The organism is Acinetobacter gerneri DSM 14967 = CIP 107464 = MTCC 9824 (assembly GCF_000368565.1).
GTDB lineage: Bacteria > Pseudomonadota > Gammaproteobacteria > Pseudomonadales > Moraxellaceae > Acinetobacter > Acinetobacter gerneri.
Genome location: NZ_KB849542.1, coordinates 88,741 through 114,561 on the forward strand (window position 1 = coordinate 88,741; position 25,821 = coordinate 114,561).

The following is a 25,821-nucleotide window of genomic DNA, read 5'->3' on the forward strand; positions in this document are numbered from 1 at the left end:
TGGAAGTATATCGAATTATCAACATTGGTAAATAACACTTTCGCATATTGCGCAAATTTCACTCATTTATCGACCATATTGCCGTGGGCTTCTGCCAAACCAGCGTTTAAATGCATGGTTAAATGCGGCTGGTTCAGAATAACCGAGCAATTCAGCGATTACTTCGATTGAATATTCTTTATATTCAATCAAACTGAGTGCTTTGTGTTTTATCAATTGTTCACGAATTCGTTTATAACTGGTATTCAATTGTTGCAATTGGTGTCGCAATGTCCTTTCTGGCAAGTTTAATGCCAAAGCGGTTTCTGCCATCGTAGGCATGACTCCATGTTGCAGCTCAAGATAATCATGAACACGCTGAATCAGTGAATGTTTCTCCAATTCTTCATGATTTAGACGTTCAATTTCAGCAATACATTTCGCTTCATAAACACGAAAAGTCATCGCATCAGCTGAAGGAATCTTGATATCTAATACATCTTGATCTAAGCAAAATGCAGCTTGTTCACAGTTGAAATGCAAATCAGCCCCATAATAATCCTGAAACTGCTGATAAACCTCGATAGAGTCAGGACTTGGAAATGGAAGTTCAACTCGTATATCGGGTAAGCTCAAACCTACCATTTTGTAAATATCTTGGATAAATTTAAAAGTCCCAGATATTTCACATTGGGCACGTAACAGCCCCATTTCAGTTGATAAATCGACAGGTCGATAAATCAGTGCAGCTTGTCCTTTGCTTTCGCGTAGCCCAAGTTGCCCAAATAAATGCGTAAGGCTTTGATATTGAATACCACAGTGCAAGGCTTTTTTAACCGTTTCACAGGTCACTAATAACATCAGCATTGGACCGTAACCCGCCAAAGCATAATGTTGTCCAATAAATAATCCCCGCTCAGGCTTCACACCCTCACCGATGACTTTTTGGATATCCCACTCTAAACTTGGATGGATAATCGAACTTGGATCTAATGCATCTGCCTGAATACCAATCTGCTTTAAACGAGTATCAACATCTATACCCGCATTACGCATACCTTGTATTAAGTACATCAAACCCAAAATTGAACGTTTCATGATTGCATATCTTCCTTGATCACCATTTTTTACAGCAAAGTGGCTTTTTTGGAAATTGCCGAATATATCAATTTTTATGTCGCAGAAATCATGTTTCATATACAGAAAAATCGCTAAGCTTAAAAACATGGAAAATCTCTGAGATAAAAACAATGAATCCCAATACAGTAGATCTAAATCAATGTCGTGTAGCCATTATCGGTGCTGGTTTTGGTGGACTTGCGATGGCTATACGCCTACTTCAAAATGGCATAGATGACTTCATCATCTTGGAAAAAGCCAATGAGGTTGGGGGAACATGGCGTGAAAATCAATACCCTGGCGCAGCATGCGACGTACAATCACATATGTATTCGCTTTCATTTGCACCGAAAAAAAACTGGTCTAAACGCTATGCTGAAGCACCCGAAATTTTTTCATATATTCAAGATTTGGTCGAAGAATACGACTTAGACAAATTTATAAAATTCAATCAAGAAGTCATTTCAGCTCAATACGATGAAAAACAAGCGCATTGGCAAATTGAGCTAAAAAGTGGCAAAAGTGTTCAATCCCAATTTTTAGTCTTTGCTTCTGGACCGTTACATGTACCACAAATTCCAAAAATTAAAGGTATTGAGCATTTTAAAGGAGAGATTTTTCACTCCTCCTCATGGAATCATGACTACGATTTAACTGGAAAAAATGTTGCTTCCATCGGCACTGGCGGAAGCGCTATTCAATATATTCCTGAAATCGCACACAAAGTAAAACAGCTTTATGTCTTTCAACGCACTGCCGCATGGGTAATCCCTCGTGATGAACGAGCTTATGGTGCTTTAGACAAAAAATTATTTGCCAAATATGACTGGTTTAGAAAATTACATCGTGCACGCTTATATTGGTCAAATGAATCCCGCGTAGTCCCTATCGTCCAGCCTAAGCTCATGAAATATGCTCAAAAACTCGCAGAGTTTTTTATAAAGCATCAGGTCAAAGATCAAAATATCGCTCAAAAACTTACCCCTGACTTTGTGATGGGCTGTAAACGTATATTGATTTCAAATAAGTATTTCCCAACATTTAACCGAAAAAATGTTGAGCTAATTACAGATGCAATTCAAGAAATCACCGAAGACAGCATCATTACAAAAGACGGTAAAAAACGTGAAATAGATTGTTTAATCTACGGAACAGGCTTTATTACAGATCCACGTATTTATTTGAAAAATTTTAAATGTATCGGACAACATGCAATTGAACTCAATGATGCATGGAAAGATGGTGCTGAGAGCTACTATGGCATCACCACCAAAAACTTTCCAAATTTATTTCAATTGCTTGGTCCAAATACGGTACTTGGACATAATTCGGTTATTTTCATGATCGAATCTCAGGTCGACTATATCCTGCAGCTCATCCAGTTGGTCGAAAAAACCAATACTCAAGCCATTGTTGTCCGTCCTCAAGTTCAAGATGATTTTAATGAGAAAATTCAAGAGAAACTGAAAGGAACTGTATGGCAATCAGGCTGTGTCAGTTGGTATCAACAAGATGGTGGAAAAAACTTTTCACTTTGGCCTACTTATACTTGGAAATATTGGCTAGAAACTCAAAAAGTGAACCCTGCTGACTATCAATTGTTAAGTTTTAGTCAACAAGTTAATGCAGCTTAAATAAATCCTTGCCATAATAAGCAGATGTTTATCATCTGCTTATTTTTATGCAATCTCTTTGGTTGATTACTCAGCTTCTTGTCTGTTTATTTTTAGGTTTCGTATTTGCACGACGTTTGCCAAATTGGCTTGAAAAACTCGCATTTAAGATCCTACCTTACTTTACTTATATTCTTTTGGTTGCAATTGCAGTTGAGTTTTCACAGACACTACACAGCATCGCTCATCCAGAAAAAATCCTGTCCAATGCCTTGATTATTGCAACGATGACGTCTGTAGGCGCATTTTTAGTCTGTTATGCGCTCTTCAAACTGATTGGTGTAAAACCAACTTCTGGTCGAGTTTCTCCAGAGCTACTAGTTAAATCATTGATTAATATTAGTTATGCATTTATTGCACTTGCTGTCGGTTACGGTTTAGCTGAATTTTCAGGATATTTAGGTTACCAATTGCATCTCAGTACTTGGAATCTACTTTTAGTCTTTATGTTCTTAATTGGACTTGATTTAGCTTATTCACCTTTGAATCGCTCTTGGCTTAATTGGAAAATTTTGCTGGTCCCGATCGGCTGCATACTTGGGTCACTGCTAGGAGCTTTTGTATCATTGTATCTCGTGCACGGAATTGGATTCAAAGACTTGATTATGCTGTCACAAGGTTATGGTTTTTATTCAATGACAGGCATCGTTGTATCTGAGCTTAAAAATGCAGAATTGGGCAGTGTTGCATTAATGAACGATTTATTTCGTGAAATTATCGCAATTTTATTTATGTATATCATTGGTTGGCGTTATCCACGTTCCGCAATTTCATCTGCAGCAGCAACAGCCATGGATGTCACCTTGCCAATGGTAAAACAAGCTTGTGGTAATGAGTTTATTCCACATGCGATGGTCAGTGGATTTATTCTTTCTGTGCTTGCACCGATTGCTGTGAGTGTATTGGCTGCGCTTTAGAATATAAAAACTCAGATAAAATATCTTATTATAATCAATGACATATAAAATAATCACACTCACCACAGCGATCATTTCTGTGGTGAGTGTGCAAGTGATCTCGTATTTTTTAGTCAATTAAAATACTCAATCATCCCCTATATTCACTGTTGAAAAAGATAATCAAATTACAATGTCGCTAAAATATCTTTTAAAGTTTGAGTCGGATTTTCAGACTTGGTAATTGGGCGACCAATCACCAAATGTGTTGAACCATCTAGCATGGCTTGTTTTGGAGTCACAATGCGTTTTTGATCATCGGCACTAGATCCTTCAGGACGAATGCCCGGTGTAACCAAAGCGAATTGTTGTCCCAAGTCTTCACGTAACATTTTTGCTTCTTGAGCAGAACAAACCACACCATCTAAGCCACTGTCTTTAGTCAATTTTGCGAGACGTTTTACTTGCTCAAAAGGTTCAATATCTAAACCTAAATCACGTAAATCTTCACGTCCCATTGAAGTCAAAATAGTCACTGCAATCAATTGAGTTTGATAATTTCCTGCTTTTAGACGTTCAACACATGTTTCCATCATTTTACGACCACCAGACGCATGCACATTGACCATCCATACACCTAGATCAGCCGCAGCACAGACGGCTTGAGCCGTTGTATTTGGAATATCATGAAATTTTAAATCAAGAAAAACCTCAAAACCTTGACCATGTAAAGCTTTTACAATGCTTGGTCCTTCATGAGTAAAAAGCTCTTTCCCCACTTTTACGCGACATAAAGCAGGATCTAACTGCTCAGCAATTTTTAATGCATCTAATTGGCTTTTCGCATCTAAGGCAACAATAATACTCAAGAGATATTTCCCAAAAACAAATTTTCGATATTATAAAGGTCTTTATCCACATGACAAAGCCTTGTGACTAACTTATTTAAGATCTTAGATGAGCAATCTCAAAACTGATTTAATTTTGTTCAGAAACTAATATCGCACGTGTACCACTTTCTAGTGCATCGAAAATATGTTCCTGATCAGCAGGATAGCAAATATAATCGCCTGCTTTTAATTCTACTGGATCTTCAATTAAACCGACCCTAGCACTGCCTTGCATCATAATAATATGCTCAACACTACCGATTGGATGTGGCTTTGAACAACGTGCTTCACCCGGTTCAACAGTCAAAATATACAAATCTCGTCGACTGCCCGGCGCACAAGTGGCAAGCAATACAGCTCGATAATGTGCGATTTCTGAATGTATTGAAACACCCTCACCAAAACGAATCACCTGAGTTTTACTTGAACTTTCTTCCATCAATTGCGCAAACGGAATATCCAAAGCCACACATAATGCCCACAAAGTTTCCAAACTTGGATTGCCTTGCCCTGATTCAAGTTGAGATAGCGTTGATTTAGCAATACCCGCCCGACGTGCAAGTTCAGCCAAAGATATCCCTGCTTTTTGCCGTTCTCTGTGCAAGCCTTTCGCTACAATTTCTATTGGAAGTGTCATATTTCACCATATATCGAACATTCGTTTTATTTGACGAACGATTTAATTCTATCTATTATATCGTACGTCCGTTCGATATAGATAAAAAAATGCCCAATAAATTGAACTTAGCATTGATCAAAGCCATCATATTACTCGCAATAGCGACTTTTCTCGTCGGAGTTTCGCTTGGGTCTCTCGCTGCGAGTTATAAATTAGCATTGTGGATTCCAATACTGCTTTCTTTAACTGTACTTGCTGGCGCAGCCGAATTTACCTTTATTGGGATGATCGCTACAGGTAGTCATCCTATTTTTGCAGCACTAACAGGTATCTTGATCAATCTACGCCATTTACCTTTCGGCTTGTCTGTTGATCATTTTATCGAAAAAAACGCACTCAGATTTCTTGCCAGTCATATCTTAAATGATGAAAGTGTCATGTTTGGTCTCAGCCAAAATGATCCTGCAACGCAAAAAACCGCTTACTGGTCTTGCGGCTTAAGCATAGCGATCGCTTGGCCTTTAGGTGTCTTTTTAGGATATTTATTAGGGCAAAATATACCCAATATTTATGCCTTTGGGATAGATGCAGCATTTCCTGCGATCCTTTTTGCCTTGATCTTAGCTTTACTCAAAAATAAAACCAGTAGAAATCGGGCATTGCTCGGCGCTGCATTTTCAGTCCTTACGATTCCATTACTTCCAACTGGTCTACCTGTTCTTATTTCTCTATTTGCATTATTTTTTTGGAAGCACTCGACATGATCAATCAGCAACTTATTCTCATAGGCATCTTATTGCTTGCAGGGGGAACATATATGATTCGGTATTCTGGATTTTATTTAGCAGATCGTTTTAGTTTCAGCTCAAATCAAAAACAAATGTTTTCTGATGCTGCTTGCGTATTACTATTCTCACTTGCAGTGCTCAGTACCTTTTTTAATGAATCAACGTTTAGTGGCAGTAGCAAAATTATAGGGGTAATGGTTGCACTCATCTTCGCTTGGAAAAAATATTCTTTAATCGTCGTCATAATAGTTGCCGTCATTTTAACAGCCCTATTTCGCTATATAGGTTTGTCCTAAAATGGCCCTTTTACAAATAAAGGGCTATTAAAAACTCTGAATGAGCATACCGAATACTGACAAAAATTAATTTTTTTAGAACATTTCAGAATTCTTTTTCTCATGTTGAGAGAATCAAACCACATTGAATAAAAATAGTCTAAGCTATTATAAATAAAAATTAAACTAGCCTTGAAATATGGCTTATATCATTTTCAAAGATTATTATTTTCATTAAAATGCTAAACAATTACTTACCATTCTTTAAAATAATTTAACAATAAATACATTAGTATGTTTTTACTTCATCAAATAAAAACATATACAGAATGCCAATTTATAAATTATCAAAGTCAAAACAAATCACTCTTGTTATCTTTTCCGTGTTGATCATTTTCATTTTGATCTACATTTTCAAAGATAACTCAAAAAATGTATCACAAAATACAAGCGCTGCCCCGCCAGCTTCGCAAACTCAAAAAAACAGCACAACAGATCAGGAGGTTAACCCGAAAAACGTATCTAATAATACAAATGCTCAACAACAATCAGATCATCCATCTGAGCAAGAAACATTGTATGACACCAAAAGTGACTTAACAATCCAACCTATTGATCCAGAAAAAGATCCTGGTAATCAAAGCAATTAGAGCAAATACCTATGAACAAAAATATCTTTATACCTCTTATTCTAGGAAGCTGCGTCATCACCACAGTTTCCGCAGCGAATATCACACCTGCTGCAGCTGAAAAACGTTTAAACACGGCAGCAGTAGATAAAGTCAATAAAGCACGTATCAATTTAAAATCATTAGTTCAAAACGACTCAAATGATCTCATTGTTGAATACAATATAGATACAGGTCCTTCTACGACTAGTGCAGAAAAAAGAAGCGCTATAGCCTCTGATAAACAAACGATCCGAAGAAATCATCTTCAATCCAAAGGCATTACAATATTGCGAGATTATAATAGCTTACCAATAACGACGTATCGAATTAATGATCGTGAGGCCTTAGTTGAATTACTCAATGACCCCAACATAAAAGCAGTCTATCCAAATCGTATCAACAAAGCTTTTGCTACAGATAATTTAAACCTTATCAATCAACCACAAACTGCTGCCAAAAAGTTTACTGGTGAAGGAACGAGTGTCGTCATCGCTGACACAGGCGTAGACTATCGACATTCGGATTTTGGTAATTGTACTGCTGTAAATACGCCCGCTTCTACATGTCGAGTCATTCAAGCATTTGATACTGCAACTGATGATCACCAATTGGATGATAATGGGCATGGTACCAATGTTGCAGGTATCGTTGCACAAGTCGCTCCCAAAACAAAAATCATTGGAATCGATGTATTTAGTAGCTCGGGAGGAGCATATGATAGTGACATTTTAGCTGCAATCAATTGGACTTCAAATAACGCGAAAACATATAACATTAAAGCAATTAACTTAAGTTTAGGCGTTTCTGATGAATACTCAGATGAATGTACACAAAGTAGTTATTCAACAGCATTTCAAAATTTGAGGAATAACAATGTTGTACCTGTCGTAGCCAGTGGAAATGACCAATTTACCAATGGCGTTGCTTACCCAGCTTGTAGCAAAGGTGCTGTTCGAGTAGGCGCTGTATATGCGGGTAATTATAGTGGCTTAACATGGGGTTCATTTAAGCAGTGTACTGACCGCGCTCCTGCACCAGATCAAGTGACTTGCTTCAGCAATAGTGGCAAACTTCTAACCTTACTTGCACCAGGAGCACTTATTACAGCAGGTGGTACTACTCAAGGAGGTACATCTCAAGCCACACCACATGTTGCAGGTGCTATTGCAATTCTACGTGCAAATAATGTCGTACCAGCAGAAACGATTGATCAAACCATCCAACGTCTGCAAACAACTGGTAAACCAATTCGAGATCCTCGCAACGGAATTGTTACCTCGCGAATTGACTTACTTGCAGCCACCAATAGTTTGAATATCAAATGATGTAGCGACATAAAGAATAAGCTCATTGAGCTTATTCTTTATCCAAAAATTTAGGCTTCAAGCCTTTTAGTAATAATAATAATAAGTGATCAAGTTAAATCTTTACTCCCCCTTCAAATCGTAAATCTGAATAATCTAAACTCGCTAATACCATTATAGAACCTTAAATAAAAACAATTCTTCTGATGATTTTCGTCTTCAACCCATCAAACTCAATATAAAAAAATAGCCCTTTATCAATAAAGGGCTATTTTGAATCTCGATCAGCTATGAATTATAACGGACGCTGATTTTGATCTTCAGGATGAATATCAAGCACCGTTTTTTCATGTCGGCTAGTTGCAGCAGCTTCTGCAGCAGCAAGTTGAGCAGACTGAATTTGTTCTTTACGTAACCGATCAATGTCTTTACGTAAGCGCTTTACTTCCCAGTTGTTTTGGAAAACGCGGAACACTTGCACACCAAGGAGCAAACCGACCACGATCCCAATCGCTAAGGTGAGTAACACTAACAAACCTAAACGCATTGCTGGTACAGTAGTAAATAACAGATCAACTTGTACTTCAGCGCTATTTTGTAGCACTAAAGCCAGTGCATAACCAAATATAACGATTAAAAGAACAACTAAGAAATAACGCATAAAGACTCCGTAAGAATTTTTATTTTCCTGCAGTTTCGTTTACTGCATCACGAAGCGCTTTCCCTGGTTTAAAATGCGGAACTGCTTTAGCAGCAACATCCACAGATTTACCTGTTTTAGGATTACGGCCTAAACGTGGTTCACGATGATGTAGCGCAAAGCTACCAAAACCACGAATTTCAATACGGCTGTCACTTGATAATGATTCGATCATTTGATCGATCATAATTTTTACAGCTTCTTCTACCAATGGTTCTGCTAAATGAGGGTTTTTTAAAGAAATACGCTCAATTAAGTCAGATTTGTTAAGTGCTTCTGTAGTCATCTATGACCTCGTTAATTATCATACTACTTAGGTATAACTAGAATAATAACCTGTTTAAATACAAAACGGTAGCGTAATAAGTAAATACTACGCTACCGTTTACAGTATTTGTGTAAATAAATTGATTAACTTACATTAACAATACAATTTACACAGACCTGATTAGTTGCCCATTTGAGCTTTAATCAAGTCACCAATAGTCTTAGGACCATTGTCTTGAGAGTTAGAAGTTTGACGCAAGTTAGCTACAGCTTCTTTCTCTTCAGCTTCGTCTTTCGCTTTGATAGACAAGTTGATTGTACGAGATTTACGATCAACATTGATGATCTTAGCTTCAACTTCTTGACCAACTTCTAAGAATTTAGTTGCATCTTCAACGCGGTCACGGTTGATTTCAGAAGCTTTCAATTGAGCTTCAACTTCGTCAGCTAACTTAACAGTTGCGCCTTTAGCGTCAACAGCAGTTACAGTACCTTTAACAAGAGCACCGCGTTCGTTAGCAGCTAAGAAATCGTTGAATGGATCGCTGTTCAATTGTTTGATACCAAGGCTGATACGGTTGCCTTCAGCATCTACAGACAAGATAACAGCTTCAACTGTGTCACCTTTCTTGTAACGACGGATAGCTTCTTCGCCTTGTTCGTTCCAAGAAATATCAGACAAGTGAACTAAACCATCAATTCCGCCTGGTAAACCGATAAAGATACCAAAGTCAGTGATTGATTTAATTGTGCCAGATACTTTTTCGCCTTTTTCATGGTTTTTAGAAAACTCTTCCCATGGGTTAGCACGAGTTTGTTTAATACCAAGAGAAATACGACGACGTTCTTCATCAACTTCAAGAACCATAACATCAACTTCGTCACCGATCTGAACAACTTTAGATGGGTGGATGTTTTTGTTAGTGTGGTCCATTTCTGAAACGTGTACTAAGCCTTCAACGCCTTCAGCGATTTCAGCAAAACAACCGTAGTCAGTTAAGTTAGTCACACGTGCTTTAACGATAGAACCTTTAGGATAACGGCTCATGATCGCTAACCATGGATCTTCGCCTAATTGTTTAAGGCCTAAAGATACGCGGTTACGTTCACGGTCAAATTTAAGTACTTTAACAGTAACTTCTTGACCCACTTCAACAACTTCTGAAGGGTGTTTGATGCGTTTCCAAGCCATATCTGTGATATGTAGAAGACCGTCAATACCACCAAGGTCAACGAATGCACCGTAATCAGTAAGGTTCTTAATAGTACCTGTAACTGTTTGACCTTCTTCAAGTTGAGAAAGCAATGCTTCACGGTCAGCTGAAGATTCAGCTTCCATAACAGCACGGCGAGATACAACAACGTTGTTACGTTTTGCATCTAATTTGATAACTTTAAATTCTAACTCTTTACCTTCAAGGTGAGTAGTGTCACGGATAGGACGAGTGTCTACCAATGAACCAGGCAAGAACGCGCGAACTGGACCGATGTCAACAGTGAAACCACCTTTAACTTTACCAGAGATAACACCAGTAACGATTTCACCATCTTCAAAGATTTTTTCAAGTTTAGTCCAAGTTTCAGCACGTTTAGCTTTTTCACGTGATAAAACTGTTTGACCCATACCGTTGTCAAGCGCTTCAACAACAACGTCTACAGTGTCACCAACATTAACTTCAAGTTCACGTTGGTCGTTTAAGAATTCAGAACGTGCTACAACGCCTTCAGATTTAAGGCCTGTATCAACAGTTACCCAGTCAGAATCGATGCTAACAACAACACCTTGGATGACTGCACCCTTTTCTACGTTGAGGTTTAATTCGCTTTCTTCAAAGAGGGCTGCAAAAGATTCGGTCATGATATACCTAGTAAAGTCAGCGGTCTTGGATCAGACAAGGCCGGTTTAGTTAAGTTTTCACATAGTCCATAAGAACTGATCAAGCTATGCTTCCACTAATATCTGTTATTTAGCTAACATTTTGTCGGCGTAATTCACCATTAAATTGAAGACTTCCTCAATAGATAATGTAGAACTATCAATAATATAGGCGTCTTCAGCAGGCTTCAAAGGAGCTACGGTTCGTTCCATATCTCGCTTATCACGAGCCTGTATGTTAGCTAAAATGTCGCTTATTTTAGCATCCAAACCCATGCCCTGCAACTGTTTTACACGGCGCGATGCTCGTGATTCAGCCGATGCAGTCAGGTAAATTTTAGCCTTTGCTTGTGGAAAAATAGAAGTGGCCATATCACGACCATCAGCGACCAAGCCCGGCTCGCTCGCAAATGCATGTTGACGATCAACTAAAGCCGCGCGTAATGCAGGAATCGCAGCCACTTTAGATGCATATTCACCGACTTGTTCAGTACGAATGGTTTGACTCACATCTTCGCCATCCAGTAAGACCTGAGTGCCCTGCTCCGTACTGACAAATTTGATGTCTAAATTTGTTGCAATTTTTACACTTTGTTGCAAAGCATTTTCATCATCTAATTTTTCTAATAACGCATTTTTAAACAATGACAACCCAAGTAAACGATATAACGCACCCGAATCCAATAAATGAAAGCCATAATGCGCTGCGAGTTTTGCTGCAAGTGTGCCCTTACCAGAACCACTTGGCCCATCAATAGTGATAATTTGAGTTGTCATTCAAGATCCTGTTAGACAGATTTAGCTAATTTGGAAAATCCTAGTGTAATCGCTAGCTTGAGCTGTGCAAGTATTATTTTGCTGATAAAGGGTGCACGTGCTTGCAATTCAATCGTATAAGTCACCAACGTTTTATTTGGTGCAAGTGATTGAAATTCTATCACCCCGAGGTGATGCTTAATCAAAGGATTTTTAATCAATTTATATTCAATACGTTGATTCGGTTCGAGCAGTGTAATTTGTTCTTGAATCGGTTTAACTGGTCCAAAACCCATACGACGAATTGAACCTAAACCATCAGGGCGCTCTGGATCAGCAGAATCTTTGACACGGACCACTTGGATCGGTGCAAATGCGATATTGTAAGTTGCATGTTTAGACAATAAATCAAACACTTGCTCTACAGGTGCATTAAACTCTTTTTTTACTTGGATTGAATTCATTTTTATCGCTTCCAGATTTGTTTATATTTGACAATTTCAATTGTCATGATTCGTGTTTATTCTAAATTATTTATCTGGATCATTTAAGCTTTTTTGTCGTACACGTTCAGCTTTTTTTTGTTCTCTGCGATTTTTAAAAAATTCAGAAAGTTGACTCGAACATTCAGCCTGCATACAACCTTGTTCAAAATCAAACTTGTGATTGTAATAACCATTTTCCAACAATTGCCTAGCACTCATCAAAGAGCCTGCTTTAGGTTCTGTAGCTGCAAATACAACACGATGAATCCGCGCATGAATCAAAGCCCCTACACACATCGTGCAAGGTTCAAGTGTCACATAAAGTGTGGCATCTACTGGTAGGCGATAGTTTTCGATTTTCTCACAAGCATTTCGGATCGCAATAATTTCAGCATGTGCGGTCGGATCATGTGAGCAAATCGGCGCATTGTGACCTATACCAATCACTTTACCTTCACTTACGATCACAGCACCTACAGGTATTTCACCTATAGAAGCAGAAAATGCAGCTTGCTCATAGGCAAGCTGCATCCATTTTTGGTCTTCAAGTTGATCAATATCAGACATGTTCAGTGCTTAGATCACACCATATTGTTTCAACAAAGCATTCCAACTTTCATTATCTGTCACAGGAGGATGATCACCTAAAATGCCTTTAAGCGACATATCTGCTGTTTTTTTCCATTCTGGAGATAAATCTTTGTCTACCAAGCGTGCACGCACACCTTCAACAAAATCAGGATGCGCTATTTTCCAACTAGAAATCTGAGTTTCGAGTGCAAAAACTTCATTCCAAGAATGCACTTGTCTGCCCCATTGCCATAGCAACCAAGTAATTGCAGCAGTCGCAGGAGAACCTTTTTGCAAGTTTTCACTGGCTTGACGCAACCAATCACTACGTGCATCACTCAGACCAATGATTGCTTCATAATCGTGCTCAAAATTGGCACCACGACTCACACTATGAATCACATCCAATGAGTTTTGTAATGGACCTGGTGCAACAGGACGATGCAGACTATTTAAAGTATCATCTAGCGCACGGAAGTCACCCGCTGGATAATGATCCCAGTCGATATTCAATAATTTTTGCAAAACTACATCACGTTGAGTATCACAAACATGGGTAGCCCAGCCGATACTATAAGCACCTGCCGCTGTCATAATTGAGCCTGTTAGACCTGTAAATAGACCAATTGGTCCACGATCTGCAAGGAAACGTGTTGCACCAACATCTGGATACAAACCGATATTGATTTCAGGCATTGCTAAACGTGAATATGGTGTCACCAATCTAAATGGTGCAGCCATAAATAAGCCTAAACCACCACCCATGACATAGCCTTCACCCCATACGACGATCGGCTTAGCATAATTGTGCAATAACAAATCTAGTGCATATTCTTGTTCAAAGAATTTGTTGGCTGCTTCTGATTCATTATTGATCACCAATTGGCGCAATTTACGCACGTCCCCACCAGCACAGAAAGCTTTAGGAGTTGTTGAATCAAACCAAATTGCTTTGATTGAGTCATCATGATGATAATCTTCAAACAATTTAAGTAATGCAGTGACAATAGACTCATCTAATGCATGCAATGATTTTGGTCGATTTAAACGAACGATACGCCATCCATTTGAAGCGGTTTCAACTATTAAATCAGGATGATAAAGATTTGAATCGGGAGAATTTGTCATGCGTCCAGCTGCCAGTCAATTGGCTCTATGCCATTTTGTTTCAGATAATTATTGCTTTTCGAAAACACTTTACAACCAAAAAAACCACCACGGTTTGCAGATAAAGGCGATGGGTGTGCTGCCTTTAAAACCAAATGTTTTTCTTGATTGATGCGTTGTCCTTTGCGCTGCGCATAAGCACCCCAAAGAATAAAGACAACATGCTCACGTTGTTCATTTAACACATCAATTACATTGTCAGTAAAATCTTCCCAACCTTGTTTTTGATGTGATGTAGGTTGTCCAGCCTCCACAGTTAACACACTGTTGAGTAATAAAACACCTTGTTCAGCCCATTTACTTAAGTCGCCATGACTTGGTGTATCAATGCCTAAATCGGTACGTAATTCGTGGTAAATATTACGCAAAGAAGGAGGTAAAGTAACACCCTTTTGGACAGAAAAGCTTAATCCATGTGCTTGATTGGGTCCATGATATGGATCTTGACCCAAAATTACAACCTTAACCTGATTGAGTGGAGTAGTATTTAATGCATTAAAAATTAAAGAATTTGGCGGATAAATCACTTTATTTGCCTGTATTTCTTCACGTAAAAAATGCCCTAATTGTTGCATTTTCGGACTGAGCAAAAACTCAGCCAAATTTGCCTTCCAACTATCATCCAACCGAACCTGATTTAACTTTTGTTGTTCTTGTTCAGTCAACTGCATTACGACAACATCCTAAATTTTTTTAAAAATGATTAATTAAAGCTTAACTTGCAAAGTCACTTCTGGATTTTGAAACTTCATTCCTTGTAGCAATTTGGCATACATTTCATGATCTGCCCATTCAGCTTGAATCTGATCAGAGAAAATGATGTCTTGTAGGCTCAATACCCCCATTTGTTCATTTTCAATATCTTCACGGAAGCTTTGTGCATAGCCTGTATCTGTTTCATGAACAATCACAGAATAAACCTCTACATCACCTTCCCCATTTTGGGTGATGGTTGATTTCAGCACTTGATCTGCCAAATAAAAAAACACACGCGAAAACTGTTCAGCTGATGGCGATACAGGTAAAGCCACCCATCTTGCACTAAACGTTTTACATGCACGAATGTATTCTGGATCATCATTTTGCCAAAAGCAGATTGCATGATCAAAACTATCATAAATGTCTTTAATCACGCCTTTAAGCAGTCCAAAGTCATATACCATTTGACCATGATCTAACTTCGAAGCCTTAAGCAATAATTCTACTTTGTAGCTATGCCCATGAATGGAACGCTTACAACGATCCGAAGTACAGTTTCGTACAATATGTGCATTTTCAAACTTAAATAACTTACGTATTAACATGCGCCAAAAAATATCAACAATTTGCTAAGAAACTTGATTATAAAACAAAATCCTCATGTTGAGGATAGATTTTAACGTTCATGACAATTAGCAAAAGGTATCAATCTGTGTATCTGGCTTTTCAGTCAAAAAAAACATGGATCAAAATGGGGCTAAACTTCGTGTATAAACATAGACTTGTTTATTGTTACGGTATAAATAACTTGAAAATTGACGTTTTCTATTGTTTAAAACAACTTCTGTTTGTGCTTTGAAATAGTTGCTTTTTACATCAAATAAGCGATTGGCTATATCTTTAGACGACTGTTCTAGGTTAGAAAATGGTGCTGTTGCTAACAATTCAGGGGCAGTATTGAAATGTTCTAGCTTAGCTAATTTCTCTTCTAAAAGGCTATTGACCGCATTTACATCAACATTTGGATCAATACTGGCGAGCACCAAAGCAGGAGCCGTATTGATATTTATTTTAGAGTTAATATCTGGTGAAGCCGTTACATAAGCTTCGATTAATTTGTATTTATTTCCTTCAAAACCACGCACCAATTTAAGCTCTTCAACACTTCTAAACTTACTGTTTGGTGTCAGATAAGGTTTGGTTAAACCTTGATAATAACTACTTTCTGCCCCCATAGAACCCACTGTTGCATCGTCTGGATCTTGCCAATCGATCACGGCTTGAGAAAGTTCTGCTGGCAAGCCAACTCGTTGTAAAAGCTTTTCAAAATAAGCTTTAGCAACGTCATTTGGCGTACCATCACTTTTCAACAAACTATTGAGATTGAATTTACCAGATTCATCCACGATCAGACCAGAGATCGTTCCACCATCAACAGGAAATGGTGGCATCGGTTTTGCCCATGTTTCTTGTAAATCATCAACATTTGGTGCATTTTGGCTGTCTTGGATCAACAACTCAGAAAAAAATGCTTCAGCACTTTTTGCATAAAGCAGCGATTGATTTTGTCGAATCAAATAAGCCGTATCTTCAGTCGTACTCATCTGCCGCTTAGCAATTGTGGCTGCAAGAATGGTTGCCAAAGCCACCATGATTAGGATCGTAATCAATGCGACACCACGTTGCTGTTTCATGTCAAAATCCTAATCTGTTGCATCTTTTTGCCACCTCAAGAATCAGTCTTTGGTGTGGATGTACTACTTTCACTATCCGCTGGATTTAATTTTTTCAAGAAATCAGTATTCAGCAAGCTAAAAATCCACTCATACTCGACATTGTCGATACTAAAACGGATGCGCAATCCCTTTGGTAAAGTCTGCAAAAGCTGTTTGTTATTAAAATCTATCGTAGGGTCAGGCCATTGAGTCATTTCATCAGGGTTGAGCACTGTCACTTGATACTGATCCACATGATTTAGTAAGACACTTGATTTGGGTTGGACTGAGTTTGAAATGTTTAAGTTCTCATATTTCAGTCGATAGAGTTTTTTTGCCTGTGCATCATAGCGATATTCGATACGTTCATAAGGTGATAACCCTTGCTGTAATGGATCGCTTACCCCTGCTTTGCTCATCACTAAACGCGGATTATCAGTATTATTACTCAGTGATAATGCCGGCTCAAGCTGCCCCCCCACATTGGCCGTCAATGGGATAATTTGCAAAGTATCACGTTGTACTTGCTGATATGCGCTCTGCAATTCTCCTAACTTTTGCTCTTTTACGACATTTCGTTCTTTAACTTTGATCAAATAGTCAAAAACTTTCCAACCAAGTGCAGTTAAAATTGCAAAAATCGCAATAGCAACCAAGACCTCAACCAAAGTAAAGGCTGCTTGCTTATGTGCAGGCTTTCTCATGATGTACCTGCCTGCTGACTATGGATATAGAACACTAGATCCGTCACACCATTGACGACTTTTGCCGTATCTTTATCATATAAACTAATTTGAATTGAAACCCGCTGTACATTTGGGCTAATAGTCGATTCGGCTTTTTTATCTATTTGCCAAGTTTCACCTTGTGAGGTGACTTGCTTTGATTCAGTACCCGTGAGCCATTCCCGATTGATCTCCATACGATGGATTTCATTCATCGCCACAAATTGCCCTTTGGTTTTTAAAATTGAATTTGCAGTTGCTTTCGTATACTGCATTGCCACTTTACTGAACGCCAAAGCTGCAACCGCAAAGATAGCCAAGGCAACGATGACTTCGATCAGGGTAAATCCACGACTAGTTTTGCTCATCGACCTTACCCATATAATCTACGTTGATTGGATCACCAACAGGTTTTTGATCATAATAAATTTGGATCCGTACAGGTTTTGCCTCACCATTGCCATACCAAATTAAGCTCGGTGCATTTGCACCCGTCAAATCTGTATTATTTGAATTTTGCAATGAATGATCACTCGCTTCGACCATAAAAGTCACTTTATTTGGCAAAGTTCGCGGTTCATAATCACTCACGGCTTTCCATTTATTTTGTTGAATTACTTGAATATTATTGTTTTTATCAACGACTGATGGCTTATATTCAACCACTGCATATTGAAATGGCGCAACATCCGTCGCATTTTGCACACCTAAGGCATATATACGAGATTGATCATTGGCTTCACGGTTAATCTTACGTAAATCAAGGATCAAAAGCTCTCGTGCTTGCATCGCTTTACGCTGGTTTATCCCTTCAATATTGAGAATAACCAAAGATGCCGTAATGCTCATAATCACAATAACCACCATCACTTCAACCAAAGTAAATCCAGCTTGAGATGATGATGGTCTATTCATAATGAACCTTTAAGCAAACTGTTCTGATTCAATATTATGTTTTGGCATAGCCAAAGCTTGATCAATCAATGCAACACGTAAGGTGTCACGATTTTCCAGATAACGCTGATAAAAACTAGAATTTAAAATCGCAGCGCCGCCATGGGTGATAGACCAAATCGAAGCCAAATAATCTCGAACCGTCATTTCACTTTGAATGGATTCAAGGTATTGCTCAGTCATACGAATGATAATGCGCAATCTCGCCTTACGAACTTGGTACAACTCTTTAAAAAGTTGATGTATTCCCTGACCTGTCGTAGACAACCTTTCTTCAATCTGGTGAAACAACACCGTACGTTCTGGATGATGCAAATGGTGCAACATAAAGAAAGCTAAATGTTCAGGAAAACCTTTTTCTTCATCTCTGACCATTTCGAGTAGCATATTTTCATTGCGGATAATGAGCAGCATATACAGCTCATCTTTACTCTGAAAATGCTTATAAAGGGTCCCTTTCGCCAGATCAAGCTCTGCCGCAAGAGCGTCCAAGGTCATCCCTGACTCACCGTTTTCTAAAAGTAGCTGTTCTGCTATTTGAAATATTAATACTTCTCTTGCTCGGAACTGAGCTTGACGATCCATCTTCACCCTATCACTCTCTTTTTCTCGTATGCTCTTCAAAAATTTTTACTTCATTTTTAGGAGATTATCAAAGTTTTGTGAAGTAATTAATGCCATCTCCTCTAATGACTTATGATATACATCACTCAAGGCTTTGGCTACATAAGGAACATATTTTGGTTCATTTGTTTTACCACGATAAGGGACAGGAGCCAAATATGGGCTATCTGTTTCAATCAATACACGATCAAGTGGTACTTGTTTGGCAACATCTCGTAAATCTTGTGCATTTTTAAATGACACAATACCCGAAAAAGAAATGTAATAACCGCAATCGAGAACTGCTTTTGCAGTTTCCCAATCTTCCGTAAAGCAATGCAAAATCCCGTGTGTTGAATTTTCTGCACGAATAATTTCAACCGTGTCCTGTTTGGCAGAACGGGTATGCACGACAACAGGTTTTTTTAAAATTTGTGATGCCTGAATATGTCGAGCAAAACATTGTTTCTGTTCTGCGATAAAATCTGTGCTATGGAAATAATCCAAGCCTGTTTCACCGATCGCCCAAGCTTTCTCAGCACGACCTTTTTCAACTAAATATTCAACTGTTGCTTGAGCCATCACGTCTGGATCTTCACACGGATGAACACCAACGCTATAACCAACGTCGCTATTCTCACTTGCAATCTTGGCAAGTTTTGCATGATCAGCCATATCGACTGAAATACCCATAAATCTTGAAACCCCTGCTTGACGTGCCGCATCAAGTGCAAGGTTTAAGTCACCTGCATAAGGTTCCAAGTCCAACATGGTTAAATGACAATGCGTATCAACAAACAAAATATTTTCCTAAACAAGCTTTGCAAAGTCACATTGTAAAGCTTAGACAATCTAAAGACATACTACCTGCAAGCAATTTTTCTGCTTCATTTTTGTAATAGTTGCCTTTTTCACCAGACAATTGCATTGCAAATCCCTGTGGCTTATCACCCATTTGCTTATACGAAATCCAAACTACTTTGCCAGTCAATGGGATTTTTTGAGACTGTCCAGGTAAATTGGCCAGTACAAAAACCTCATCACCAAGACTCACTTTTTTATCTGTGCAAACAAATAGACCACCACCAGATATAGCAGGCATATAACAGGCTTGCAGGGTTTTACGATCAGGGATACTGATCTGGATTACTCCGCTTTTTGCCATCATGATTATTCTCCCCAAGTATGTAATAAATATTAAAATTCAAAAAAAATAGTAAGGTATTTTAAAATTTTCAAATAAAACTCAAGCAATTTTCCATATAAAGTATGCTCGATCTACCCCAAAAGACTGTTTATTCATGGCACACTAAATTGTATGCTCAGCATAAATCAGCATAGCAAATCACAGTTCATGTATATTTAAAGATGAAAATCTCACTAGAGTTTGCTTGTGCTAAAGACCAAGAGGCAAGTATAAAGAAGAATCTACTCAAACGCGATGCTAAGCAAAATTAACATTGTATATCTTGTACTAGACAGGTTATTACCAACTACAAAAGGAATATTTTTTGTACTGCAACATTTAAAATATTGTTGTATTTCTAAAGAAACAAAAAAGGGATTTAATTTTTTAAAATATTTATAGTTTATTTTTCAGGCAGAGTAATGCTCTGTTTTAGGATGTTGTAATGAATAGAATTATTATTGATAAAAATGATGCATTTTATAAATCTAACATACAAATCATTTATCTTACATTGATATTCGCCTGTATAGGCAATATTTTATTTTACGTGACAGAAGAAGATATTTTTTGCTCTATTTATGCAGCATTCATGACCTTATTTATGTTTGGTTTTAGCTATTTTATAAAAAGTGCTTTCTCATACTCCTTATATATATTTTCACTTTATTTGTATTTTATTTTTCTATCGATTGGATTTCAAATTTATTATTCTTCAAAATACATTGGTTCTTATACATTTATTTTTATATTCTATTTAATTTTACTTTTCCTTGTGTTTTTAGATTATTTAACACTCAAGCGTAAAGGCTTGTTCAACCGAATTTTCACTAGCTTTGATAAAAGTATTGTTCATGTTGTGGATGTCTTTGGGGAAAGAACAAGTTATTTAAAAATATCAAAAGCTCGAGAGAACAAGCATGAAATTAAAATTTCTGAAGGAAATATATTTTTTACAATTATTCTTGCGTCAGTTTTATTAATTTCATTCATACTCGCACCATTTGTAAAGAATGTACCAGTCATTGCAGGGTATTTTGTCTCCAAACTTGATACGCCAATTGAGCTTGATATAATATTTATATGTACCTTACTATTAAATTTTATATTTTTTAAATTCATATATATAGGCTATAGTTCAGTTCTGTACTTTTATAAAAAATAGTATTTTTTGTATATAAATGATCACTACGTTATAAAGCTATAATCTAACCAAGTTTGACTTACAAAATATCAAATTTAATCTAAGCAATGTGATAACAAAAGATGAGTTATGAACAACCACAGGTCTTTTCATATTTAAAGGAAAGCTAAAATAAAACGCATTGCTAAATAAATAACCATAAATTCATTATTAAGCTAAGAATGAATGTGCCTATAAAATCACACAATATTAACAATTCATCATTTGAATAAAAAGCTGATCTACAACCAGATTGGTTTGTACATTTTGTTCAACTTGTAGTTTGGATTGTTGCAACTCTTGATAAATATGAAATAAACTTTCCAGATTGTATTGTTCAGCCAAAACACTCAAATCAAGATCTATATTTTTATAAGCTTGTTCAAGTTTAATCGCGACTATATCTGCCAGCAAATATTCAAACATTTGGATAAAATCAGCAAAATTAAGCTCTTTATTCCATTTGGTTGCATACTGCATTGGCATATTTTTTTGCACAACTAGTTTTTGCCAATCTTGCACAAACTCAGCACGGCGGTTTAGCCAAGCACTCTCAGCCAAAGCAACTGCAGCAAGAGGCATTTGATTGGACAAATTCATCAACAACTGACTTTGTTGCGCTGCTTGTTCTGGTAAATGTTGCTGTATATATTGTTCAGCTTGGGCTGTACTCACCCGATCCAAAGCAAAATGTTGTAAACGACTGCGTATCGTTGCTGGCAGTTTTAAATAATGATCTGCAAGCAAAATAATGACTGTGCGCTCACCCGGCTCTTCCAAGGTTTTGAGCAAAGCATTACTCGAAGCGACATTTAAGGCTTCAGCAGGTTCAATCACAATTACCCGCCAACCATCGACAGTCTGCTGCACAAAAGGTAAAAGATCACGGATTTTTTCTATCTTGATCTTGGCATTTTGCTTTTTATTTTCTTCATCGGTCGTGATATGCACATAATTTGGGTGTGTATCAGATTTCAACCACTGACAACTACTACACTCACCACAAGCTGCATCTGCGTGTTTATTTAAACAGAGCACCCAAGCCAAAAACTGCTGAGTAAATTCAGCTTTACCCGCACCTTTCTTTCCATAAAATAACAAACCATGTCCTAGATTTGGAAAACGCTTGGTGAGTGTTTCCCAAACAGGTTGTTGCCATGGATATATTTTTGACTCAGTTTGCATAGACTCTGTTTGCACCATCTTCTCTTACTCGAAATGCTCAACAGCCATCGCATTTAAGCGATCAAGATCTTCTTGGGTATCTACGCCTGGTGGTAAATTGACTTGTGCCACATCAATTGCAATACGATGACCATTTTCCAGAACGCGTAATTGTTCCAAACTTTCTAGTTTCTCAAGACTACCCATATCCCAAGTTACATATTCTTGAAGTAACTTGACGCGATATGCATACAAACCTAAATGACGAAATGCCATCGCATGTAATTTCAAATCTGCTTGTTTTGCACCATCACGATCATAAGGAATCGGTGAGCGACTAAAATACAAAGCTTCATTGCGATTTGACATCACCACTTTGACAATGCTGTCTTTTTGAAACTCTTGTAAATGGTGAATAGGCTCACACAGAGTTGACATCGAACATTGTGGTTTTTCAATCAAAAGTTCAGCGACTTGTTGCACCAATTTTGCAGGCAATAATGGCTCATCACCTTGCACATTTACAATAATATCGTCAGCATCCCAACCTTTGATGCGAGCAACTTCGCTTAAACGATCTGTACCCGATGGATGGTTTGGATTGGTCAATACCACATCCACACCTTCAGCACGGCATACGGCTGCAATTCGCTCATCATCTGTGGCAACGCACAAATCATCAAAACCTTGAACTTTTTTTGCCTGATCAACCACACGCAAAATCATCGGGCGACCATGAATATTGAGCAAAGGTTTGCCCGGCAAACGTGAACTTTGATAACGCGCAGGAATAACGATATGTTTCATTAAATTAACCTAGTGGATTTGAATACCCAATGCGCCCAATTGTTGATCTAACAATTGATAACATTGTTCAGACAAAATTGCCTCTACAGGGACAACCCAAATTTCTCGTTGATATGAGGGATGTTTCTTGAGTAATGGTAATAGTTTAACAGCATCTTTTTCAGTAGTGATAATCGGATTCATGTCTTCAAAATGCAGATCGCTTATTTCATAATCATAATGATCTGGAAATTCGTGACATTGGAACTCACACACTCCCATCGTTTCCAAAGTATGGTAAAACCGCTTTGGAAAACCAATCCCAACCACCGCATAATAATCCAGTGTTGGATCAAAAATAGATGCTTGATCAAATTGTGGATTGAGCAAATAAGGCTCAGCAACTTCTAAATGCATATGCAGATGTGAGTGAGGTTCATGTGCATGTTCAATCACAGTCCCCTGTTCAAGTCTTGATACAGGTTCACGCAGATAACCTTCAGGCAGAATTTTTTGGTTACCTAGACCACGATTATTGTCCAGTACAATCCATTCTAACTGACGATCGAGTGCCAGATGCTGTAAACCATCATCACTAATAATCAAGTCTAGTTCGTAGTGCTGCAATAACAACTCAATCGCTTCACGGCGATTACTTCCAACCGCCATGGGCACACCAGTAGACTGCACAATCAGACAAGGCTCATCACCAACCACATCAGGAATCGAATCCAAAGTCACTTGATGAGGAAATGGACCTTCACCACCATAACCGCGACTGATCACTCCGACTTTTACATTTTTTGATTGGAGATATTTCACCAACTGAATTAATAACGGGGTCTTACCACTACCACCAACCGTAATATTTCCAATCACCATAACAGGGATGGGTGCATGATATTTATGTTTAATACCCGATTGGTATAAAAATTTGTTAAAACCAAAGCCAAAACCGTACAACCACGACAGTGGGCGCAAAGCAATCAGCCACTTGGATTGTTTATTCCAAGCATTTTGAATGATTTGCGCTATAGACATGTCGTTATTCCTCGAAGTTTCGTTGATATAACTGGTAATACGCACCATGCTGTGCAAGTAACTCAGCATGCGTACCTTTCTCAATAATACGACCTTTATCCATGACCACGATACAATCTGCATTTTCAATAGTAGAAAGTCGATGCGCGATCACAATGGTTGTTCGATGTTGCATCGCCTCATCAAATGCTTTTTGAATATAATGTTCAGACTCATTATCCAAAGCACTTGTTGCTTCATCCATAATGAGAATGGGTGCATTTTTCAAAATCGCACGCGCGATAGCAACACGCTGACGTTGACCGCCAGAAAGTGTTAAACCATTTACACCCAATATAGTGTCATAACCATGCGGTAATGCCATGATAAAGTCATGTGCATAAGCTGCTTTTGCCGCCTTGATAATATCCTCTTCACTGGCACCTTGCAGTTGACCATAAGCGATATTTTCACGGACTGTTCGATCAAATAAAACCACTTGTTGATTGACCATGGCAATATTTTGACGCAGATAAGAAAGTTCAATATCTCGAATCGCATTTCCATCAAAGCTAATTTGCCCTGAAGACAATTCTTGAAATCTCACCAAAAGATTGACCAGAGATGATTTACCAGCTCCAGAACGCCCTACCAATGCAACCGTTTGCCCCGCTTGAATATCTAAGCTAAAGTCATGGATTGCATGTGAACCATCTGGATAAACCAAATTTACTTTGTCGAAAGTCACTTGACCATCCAACTTTGGTTTTAATGTGCCGTTATTTTCCTCTTCTGGTAAGTCCAAAAGCTCAAATACTGAGTGCGCTGCAGCCAAACCACGTTGCAATTTTTCATTGATATCAGTCAGATTTTTAGTTGGCTTACCGAGTAAACCCGCCGCAGTAATGTAGGCAACAAATGCGCCCGCAGAGGTATCACCCAAAATCTCAGGACGTAAAGCTAACCAGACAATGATACTCATCGAGATCGCCATGATCAGCTGAACAACGGGGCTATTCAGTTGCTGCACTACAACCATTTTCAAGCCACGTTTTAAATTTTCATTGGAATGACGATAAAAACGCTCTTTTTCGTAATCTTCACCAGCAAAGCCTTTTACTACACTTTGACCAATGACAGTTTCCTGTACCACGTGGTTAATATCACCCATGGTATTTTGAACTTGAATAGAAAGTTTACGAAGTCGCTTCGCTGCTTTACGAATCAAACCACCGATCAATGGCGCAAAAATAAGGATACATAAAGTCAATTTCCAGTTGGTATACAACAAGAAACCAAGCAAACCAATCGTTACCAAGCCCTCTTTAATCAAAGTTTGTAACGATTCTGTTGAAGCTGCTGTGACTTGCTCGACGTTATACATCAATTTTGCAGAAATCTGACCACTTGAATGATCAAGATAATACTGTGAAGGTAAACGCATCAATTTCGAGAACACTTCTTGACGCAAATTAAATACAAGACTTCTAGAAATAACTGCCGAAAAATAACCGCCAACAAATAACCCCAGACCACGAAAAAAGATCAAAGCAACGATCAATAATGGAAATAAATTTAAATTTTGCTGATTGTGATTTTGAATCGACTCAATAATATATTTGAGCAATCTTGCAACAGAAACTTCAGTACCCGCATTAATCGCAAAACCAACAATGACAAGTATGATTGCCCATTTAAAACTCTTTAAATAAGATAGCAATCGTAAATAAACTTTAAAATCCTGTTTCACT

General features: G+C 38.0%; 30 protein-coding genes. 7 read left to right on the forward strand and 23 right to left on the reverse strand.

Annotated elements, in window-relative coordinates; translation table 11 throughout:
* Window positions 1-66: 66 nt before the first annotated feature.
* Window positions 67-1,077: an AraC family transcriptional regulator gene (locus F960_RS05965; protein ID WP_020846621.1), complete on the reverse strand. Its 1,011-nt coding sequence runs from the start codon at window positions 1,075-1,077 to the stop codon at window positions 67-69.
* A 152-nt stretch (window positions 1,078-1,229) separates the two neighbouring features.
* On the opposite strand from F960_RS05965, the gene F960_RS05970 reads away from it, so the two are divergent.
* Together F960_RS05970 and F960_RS05975 are read left to right on the forward strand one after the other, a co-directional pair.
* Window positions 1,230-2,732 carry a flavin-containing monooxygenase gene (locus F960_RS05970; RefSeq protein WP_004860782.1) on the forward strand — a complete coding sequence of 501 codons (1,503 nt, stop codon included), beginning with the start codon at window positions 1,230-1,232 and terminating at the stop codon, window positions 2,730-2,732.
* Between the two features lie 47 nt (window positions 2,733-2,779).
* On the forward strand, window positions 2,780-3,688 hold the full coding sequence (locus F960_RS05975) for a LysO family transporter (protein ID WP_004860785.1): 909 nt from the start codon (window positions 2,780-2,782) through the stop codon (window positions 3,686-3,688).
* Between the two features lie 167 nt (window positions 3,689-3,855).
* Here the strand turns inward: F960_RS05975 and pyrF are convergent, their stop codons facing one another.
* Together pyrF and F960_RS05985 are read right to left on the reverse strand one after the other, a co-directional pair.
* Window positions 3,856-4,536 (reverse strand): orotidine-5'-phosphate decarboxylase, encoded by a 681-nt coding sequence (gene pyrF, locus F960_RS05980; protein WP_004860788.1) that lies wholly within the window; start codon window positions 4,534-4,536, stop codon window positions 3,856-3,858.
* Between the two features lie 109 nt (window positions 4,537-4,645).
* Entirely contained in the window at window positions 4,646-5,194 is a 549-nt protein-coding gene (locus tag F960_RS05985) for a helix-turn-helix domain-containing protein (RefSeq protein WP_004860791.1), read from the reverse strand.
* Window positions 5,195-5,283: 89 nt separating this feature from the next.
* Between F960_RS05985 and F960_RS05990 the strand changes: the two genes are divergently transcribed.
* The 4 genes from F960_RS05990 (at window position 5,284) to F960_RS06005 (ending at window position 8,235) form a co-directional block, all read left to right on the forward strand.
* Entirely contained in the window at window positions 5,284-5,940 is a 657-nt protein-coding gene (locus F960_RS05990; RefSeq protein WP_004860795.1) for an AzlC family ABC transporter permease, read from the forward strand.
* A complete protein-coding gene (locus tag F960_RS05995; RefSeq protein ID WP_004860801.1) occupies window positions 5,937-6,260 on the forward strand; it encodes an AzlD domain-containing protein in 324 nt (107 codons plus the stop codon). The genes F960_RS05990 and F960_RS05995 overlap by 4 nt, the downstream gene beginning before the upstream one ends.
* A gap of 308 nt (window positions 6,261-6,568) precedes the next feature.
* Entirely contained in the window at window positions 6,569-6,889 is a 321-nt protein-coding gene (locus F960_RS06000; RefSeq protein WP_004860804.1) for a hypothetical protein, read from the forward strand.
* 11 nt (window positions 6,890-6,900) lie between these two features.
* Window positions 6,901-8,235 carry a S8 family peptidase gene (locus tag F960_RS06005; protein ID WP_004860806.1) on the forward strand — a complete coding sequence of 445 codons (1,335 nt, stop codon included), beginning with the start codon at window positions 6,901-6,903 and terminating at the stop codon, window positions 8,233-8,235.
* A gap of 274 nt (window positions 8,236-8,509) precedes the next feature.
* Here F960_RS06005 and F960_RS06010 read toward each other — a convergent pair whose 3' ends face one another.
* The 16 genes from F960_RS06010 to F960_RS06085 form a co-directional block, all read right to left on the reverse strand.
* On the reverse strand, window positions 8,510-8,875 hold the full coding sequence (locus F960_RS06010) for a lipopolysaccharide assembly protein LapA domain-containing protein (RefSeq protein WP_004860808.1): 366 nt from the start codon (window positions 8,873-8,875) through the stop codon (window positions 8,510-8,512).
* Between the two features lie 19 nt (window positions 8,876-8,894).
* Entirely contained in the window at window positions 8,895-9,200 is a 306-nt protein-coding gene (locus F960_RS06015) for an integration host factor subunit beta (RefSeq protein WP_004860810.1), read from the reverse strand.
* 162 nt (window positions 9,201-9,362) lie between these two features.
* Window positions 9,363-11,039, reverse strand: a complete 1,677-nt coding sequence (gene rpsA, locus F960_RS06020) for a 30S ribosomal protein S1 (protein ID WP_004860813.1) — start codon at window positions 11,037-11,039, stop codon at window positions 9,363-9,365.
* 105 nt (window positions 11,040-11,144) lie between these two features.
* Window positions 11,145-11,834, reverse strand: a complete 690-nt coding sequence (cmk, locus tag F960_RS06025) for a (d)CMP kinase (RefSeq protein ID WP_004860816.1) — start codon at window positions 11,832-11,834, stop codon at window positions 11,145-11,147.
* Between the two features lie 11 nt (window positions 11,835-11,845).
* Complete coding sequence (locus F960_RS06030) at window positions 11,846-12,277, reverse strand: SRPBCC family protein (protein ID WP_004860819.1); 432 nt, start codon at window positions 12,275-12,277, stop codon at window positions 11,846-11,848.
* A gap of 66 nt (window positions 12,278-12,343) precedes the next feature.
* On the reverse strand, window positions 12,344-12,865 hold the full coding sequence (tadA, locus tag F960_RS06035; protein ID WP_004860823.1) for a tRNA adenosine(34) deaminase TadA: 522 nt from the start codon (window positions 12,863-12,865) through the stop codon (window positions 12,344-12,346).
* Window positions 12,866-12,874: 9 nt separating this feature from the next.
* A complete protein-coding gene (locus F960_RS06040; RefSeq protein ID WP_004860826.1) occupies window positions 12,875-13,996 on the reverse strand; it encodes an enoyl-CoA hydratase/isomerase family protein in 1,122 nt (373 codons plus the stop codon).
* Entirely contained in the window at window positions 13,993-14,706 is a 714-nt protein-coding gene (gene ung / locus F960_RS06045; protein ID WP_004860828.1) for a uracil-DNA glycosylase, read from the reverse strand. Before ung ends, F960_RS06040 begins: the two co-directional genes overlap by 4 nt.
* Before the next feature lie 36 nt (window positions 14,707-14,742).
* On the reverse strand, window positions 14,743-15,339 hold the full coding sequence (locus F960_RS06050) for a 6-pyruvoyl trahydropterin synthase family protein (RefSeq protein WP_004860830.1): 597 nt from the start codon (window positions 15,337-15,339) through the stop codon (window positions 14,743-14,745).
* Window positions 15,340-15,480: 141 nt separating this feature from the next.
* Window positions 15,481-16,428, reverse strand: a complete 948-nt coding sequence (gene gspK, locus F960_RS06055; protein ID WP_004860834.1) for a type II secretion system minor pseudopilin GspK — start codon at window positions 16,426-16,428, stop codon at window positions 15,481-15,483.
* Between the two features lie 35 nt (window positions 16,429-16,463).
* Window positions 16,464-17,153 (reverse strand): type II secretion system minor pseudopilin GspJ, encoded by a 690-nt coding sequence (gene gspJ, locus F960_RS06060; protein WP_004860837.1) that lies wholly within the window; start codon window positions 17,151-17,153, stop codon window positions 16,464-16,466.
* A complete protein-coding gene (gene gspI / locus F960_RS06065; RefSeq protein WP_004860841.1) occupies window positions 17,150-17,542 on the reverse strand; it encodes a type II secretion system minor pseudopilin GspI in 393 nt (130 codons plus the stop codon). The genes gspJ and gspI overlap by 4 nt, the downstream gene beginning before the upstream one ends.
* Window positions 17,529-18,089 (reverse strand): prepilin-type N-terminal cleavage/methylation domain-containing protein, encoded by a 561-nt coding sequence (locus F960_RS06070; protein ID WP_004860843.1) that lies wholly within the window; start codon window positions 18,087-18,089, stop codon window positions 17,529-17,531. The genes gspI and F960_RS06070 overlap by 14 nt, the downstream gene beginning before the upstream one ends.
* Window positions 18,090-18,098: 9 nt before the next feature.
* Window positions 18,099-18,713 (reverse strand): TetR/AcrR family transcriptional regulator, encoded by a 615-nt coding sequence (locus F960_RS06075; protein ID WP_004860846.1) that lies wholly within the window; start codon window positions 18,711-18,713, stop codon window positions 18,099-18,101.
* A 45-nt stretch (window positions 18,714-18,758) separates the two neighbouring features.
* On the reverse strand, window positions 18,759-19,532 hold the full coding sequence (locus F960_RS06080; RefSeq protein WP_004860849.1) for a TatD family hydrolase: 774 nt from the start codon (window positions 19,530-19,532) through the stop codon (window positions 18,759-18,761).
* Window positions 19,533-19,560: 28 nt separating this feature from the next.
* Window positions 19,561-19,899, reverse strand: coding sequence for a PilZ domain-containing protein (locus F960_RS06085; protein WP_004860852.1), 339 nt, complete (start codon window positions 19,897-19,899; stop codon window positions 19,561-19,563).
* 463 nt (window positions 19,900-20,362) lie between these two features.
* Here F960_RS06085 and F960_RS06090 point away from each other — a divergent pair, with 463 nt between their 5' ends.
* A complete protein-coding gene (locus F960_RS06090; protein WP_004860855.1) occupies window positions 20,363-21,082 on the forward strand; it encodes a hypothetical protein in 720 nt (239 codons plus the stop codon).
* A 228-nt stretch (window positions 21,083-21,310) separates the two neighbouring features.
* On the opposite strand, the gene F960_RS06095 is transcribed toward F960_RS06090, so the two are convergent.
* Genes F960_RS06095 through msbA form a run of 4 tightly spaced genes read right to left on the reverse strand, consistent with a single transcriptional unit; the run spans window position 21,311 to window position 25,820 of the window.
* A complete protein-coding gene (locus tag F960_RS06095) occupies window positions 21,311-22,303 on the reverse strand; it encodes a DNA polymerase III delta subunit-related protein (protein WP_004860857.1) in 993 nt (330 codons plus the stop codon).
* A 6-nt stretch (window positions 22,304-22,309) separates the two neighbouring features.
* Window positions 22,310-23,071, reverse strand: a complete 762-nt coding sequence (gene kdsB / locus F960_RS06100; RefSeq protein ID WP_004860860.1) for a 3-deoxy-manno-octulosonate cytidylyltransferase — start codon at window positions 23,069-23,071, stop codon at window positions 22,310-22,312.
* Between the two features lie 9 nt (window positions 23,072-23,080).
* Window positions 23,081-24,091, reverse strand: a complete 1,011-nt coding sequence (lpxK, locus tag F960_RS06105) for a tetraacyldisaccharide 4'-kinase (RefSeq protein WP_004860863.1) — start codon at window positions 24,089-24,091, stop codon at window positions 23,081-23,083.
* Window positions 24,092-24,095: 4 nt separating this feature from the next.
* Complete coding sequence (gene msbA, locus F960_RS06110) at window positions 24,096-25,820, reverse strand: lipid A export permease/ATP-binding protein MsbA (protein ID WP_004860865.1); 1,725 nt, start codon at window positions 25,818-25,820, stop codon at window positions 24,096-24,098.
* Window position 25,821 lies beyond the last annotated feature (1 nt).

Excerpts from the sequence above, each read along its gene's own strand:
- F960_RS06000 (WP_004860804.1), top strand. The coding sequence starts at position 6,569 with ATGCCAATTTATAAATTATCAAAGTCAAAACAAATCACTCTTGTTATC.
- gspJ (WP_004860837.1), bottom strand. The coding sequence starts at position 17,153 with ATGAGAAAGCCTGCACATAAGCAAGCAGCCTTTACTTTGGTTGAGGTC.
- F960_RS06005 (WP_004860806.1), top strand. The coding sequence starts at position 6,901 with ATGAACAAAAATATCTTTATACCTCTTATTCTAGGAAGCTGCGTCATC.
- F960_RS06015 (WP_004860810.1), bottom strand. The coding sequence starts at position 9,200 with ATGACTACAGAAGCACTTAACAAATCTGACTTAATTGAGCGTATTTCT.
- kdsB (WP_004860860.1), bottom strand. The coding sequence starts at position 23,071 with ATGAAACATATCGTTATTCCTGCGCGTTATCAAAGTTCACGTTTGCCG.
- F960_RS05985 (WP_004860791.1), bottom strand. The coding sequence starts at position 5,194 with ATGACACTTCCAATAGAAATTGTAGCGAAAGGCTTGCACAGAGAACGG.
- F960_RS06075 (WP_004860846.1), bottom strand. The coding sequence starts at position 18,713 with ATGGATCGTCAAGCTCAGTTCCGAGCAAGAGAAGTATTAATATTTCAA.
- tadA (WP_004860823.1), bottom strand. The coding sequence starts at position 12,865 with ATGTCTGATATTGATCAACTTGAAGACCAAAAATGGATGCAGCTTGCC.
- F960_RS06090 (WP_004860855.1), top strand. The coding sequence starts at position 20,363 with ATGAATAGAATTATTATTGATAAAAATGATGCATTTTATAAATCTAAC.
- F960_RS05970 (WP_004860782.1), top strand. The coding sequence starts at position 1,230 with ATGAATCCCAATACAGTAGATCTAAATCAATGTCGTGTAGCCATTATC.
- F960_RS05965 (WP_020846621.1), bottom strand. The coding sequence starts at position 1,077 with ATGAAACGTTCAATTTTGGGTTTGATGTACTTAATACAAGGTATGCGT.
- F960_RS05975 (WP_004860785.1), top strand. The coding sequence starts at position 2,780 with ATGCAATCTCTTTGGTTGATTACTCAGCTTCTTGTCTGTTTATTTTTA.
- cmk (WP_004860816.1), bottom strand. The coding sequence starts at position 11,834 with ATGACAACTCAAATTATCACTATTGATGGGCCAAGTGGTTCTGGTAAG.
- gspK (WP_004860834.1), bottom strand. The coding sequence starts at position 16,428 with ATGAAACAGCAACGTGGTGTCGCATTGATTACGATCCTAATCATGGTG.
- ung (WP_004860828.1), bottom strand. The coding sequence starts at position 14,706 with ATGCAGTTGACTGAACAAGAACAACAAAAGTTAAATCAGGTTCGGTTG.
- F960_RS06030 (WP_004860819.1), bottom strand. The coding sequence starts at position 12,277 with ATGAATTCAATCCAAGTAAAAAAAGAGTTTAATGCACCTGTAGAGCAA.
- F960_RS06095 (WP_004860857.1), bottom strand. The coding sequence starts at position 22,303 with ATGGTGCAAACAGAGTCTATGCAAACTGAGTCAAAAATATATCCATGG.
- F960_RS06050 (WP_004860830.1), bottom strand. The coding sequence starts at position 15,339 with ATGTTAATACGTAAGTTATTTAAGTTTGAAAATGCACATATTGTACGA.
- F960_RS05995 (WP_004860801.1), top strand. The coding sequence starts at position 5,937 with ATGATCAATCAGCAACTTATTCTCATAGGCATCTTATTGCTTGCAGGG.
- gspI (WP_004860841.1), bottom strand. The coding sequence starts at position 17,542 with ATGAGCAAAACTAGTCGTGGATTTACCCTGATCGAAGTCATCGTTGCC.
- F960_RS06085 (WP_004860852.1), bottom strand. The coding sequence starts at position 19,899 with ATGATGGCAAAAAGCGGAGTAATCCAGATCAGTATCCCTGATCGTAAA.
- F960_RS06010 (WP_004860808.1), bottom strand. The coding sequence starts at position 8,875 with ATGCGTTATTTCTTAGTTGTTCTTTTAATCGTTATATTTGGTTATGCA.
- rpsA (WP_004860813.1), bottom strand. The coding sequence starts at position 11,039 with ATGACCGAATCTTTTGCAGCCCTCTTTGAAGAAAGCGAATTAAACCTC.
- lpxK (WP_004860863.1), bottom strand. The coding sequence starts at position 24,091 with ATGTCTATAGCGCAAATCATTCAAAATGCTTGGAATAAACAATCCAAG.
- F960_RS06070 (WP_004860843.1), bottom strand. The coding sequence starts at position 18,089 with ATGAATAGACCATCATCATCTCAAGCTGGATTTACTTTGGTTGAAGTG.
- F960_RS05990 (WP_004860795.1), top strand. The coding sequence starts at position 5,284 with ATGCCCAATAAATTGAACTTAGCATTGATCAAAGCCATCATATTACTC.
- F960_RS06040 (WP_004860826.1), bottom strand. The coding sequence starts at position 13,996 with ATGACAAATTCTCCCGATTCAAATCTTTATCATCCTGATTTAATAGTT.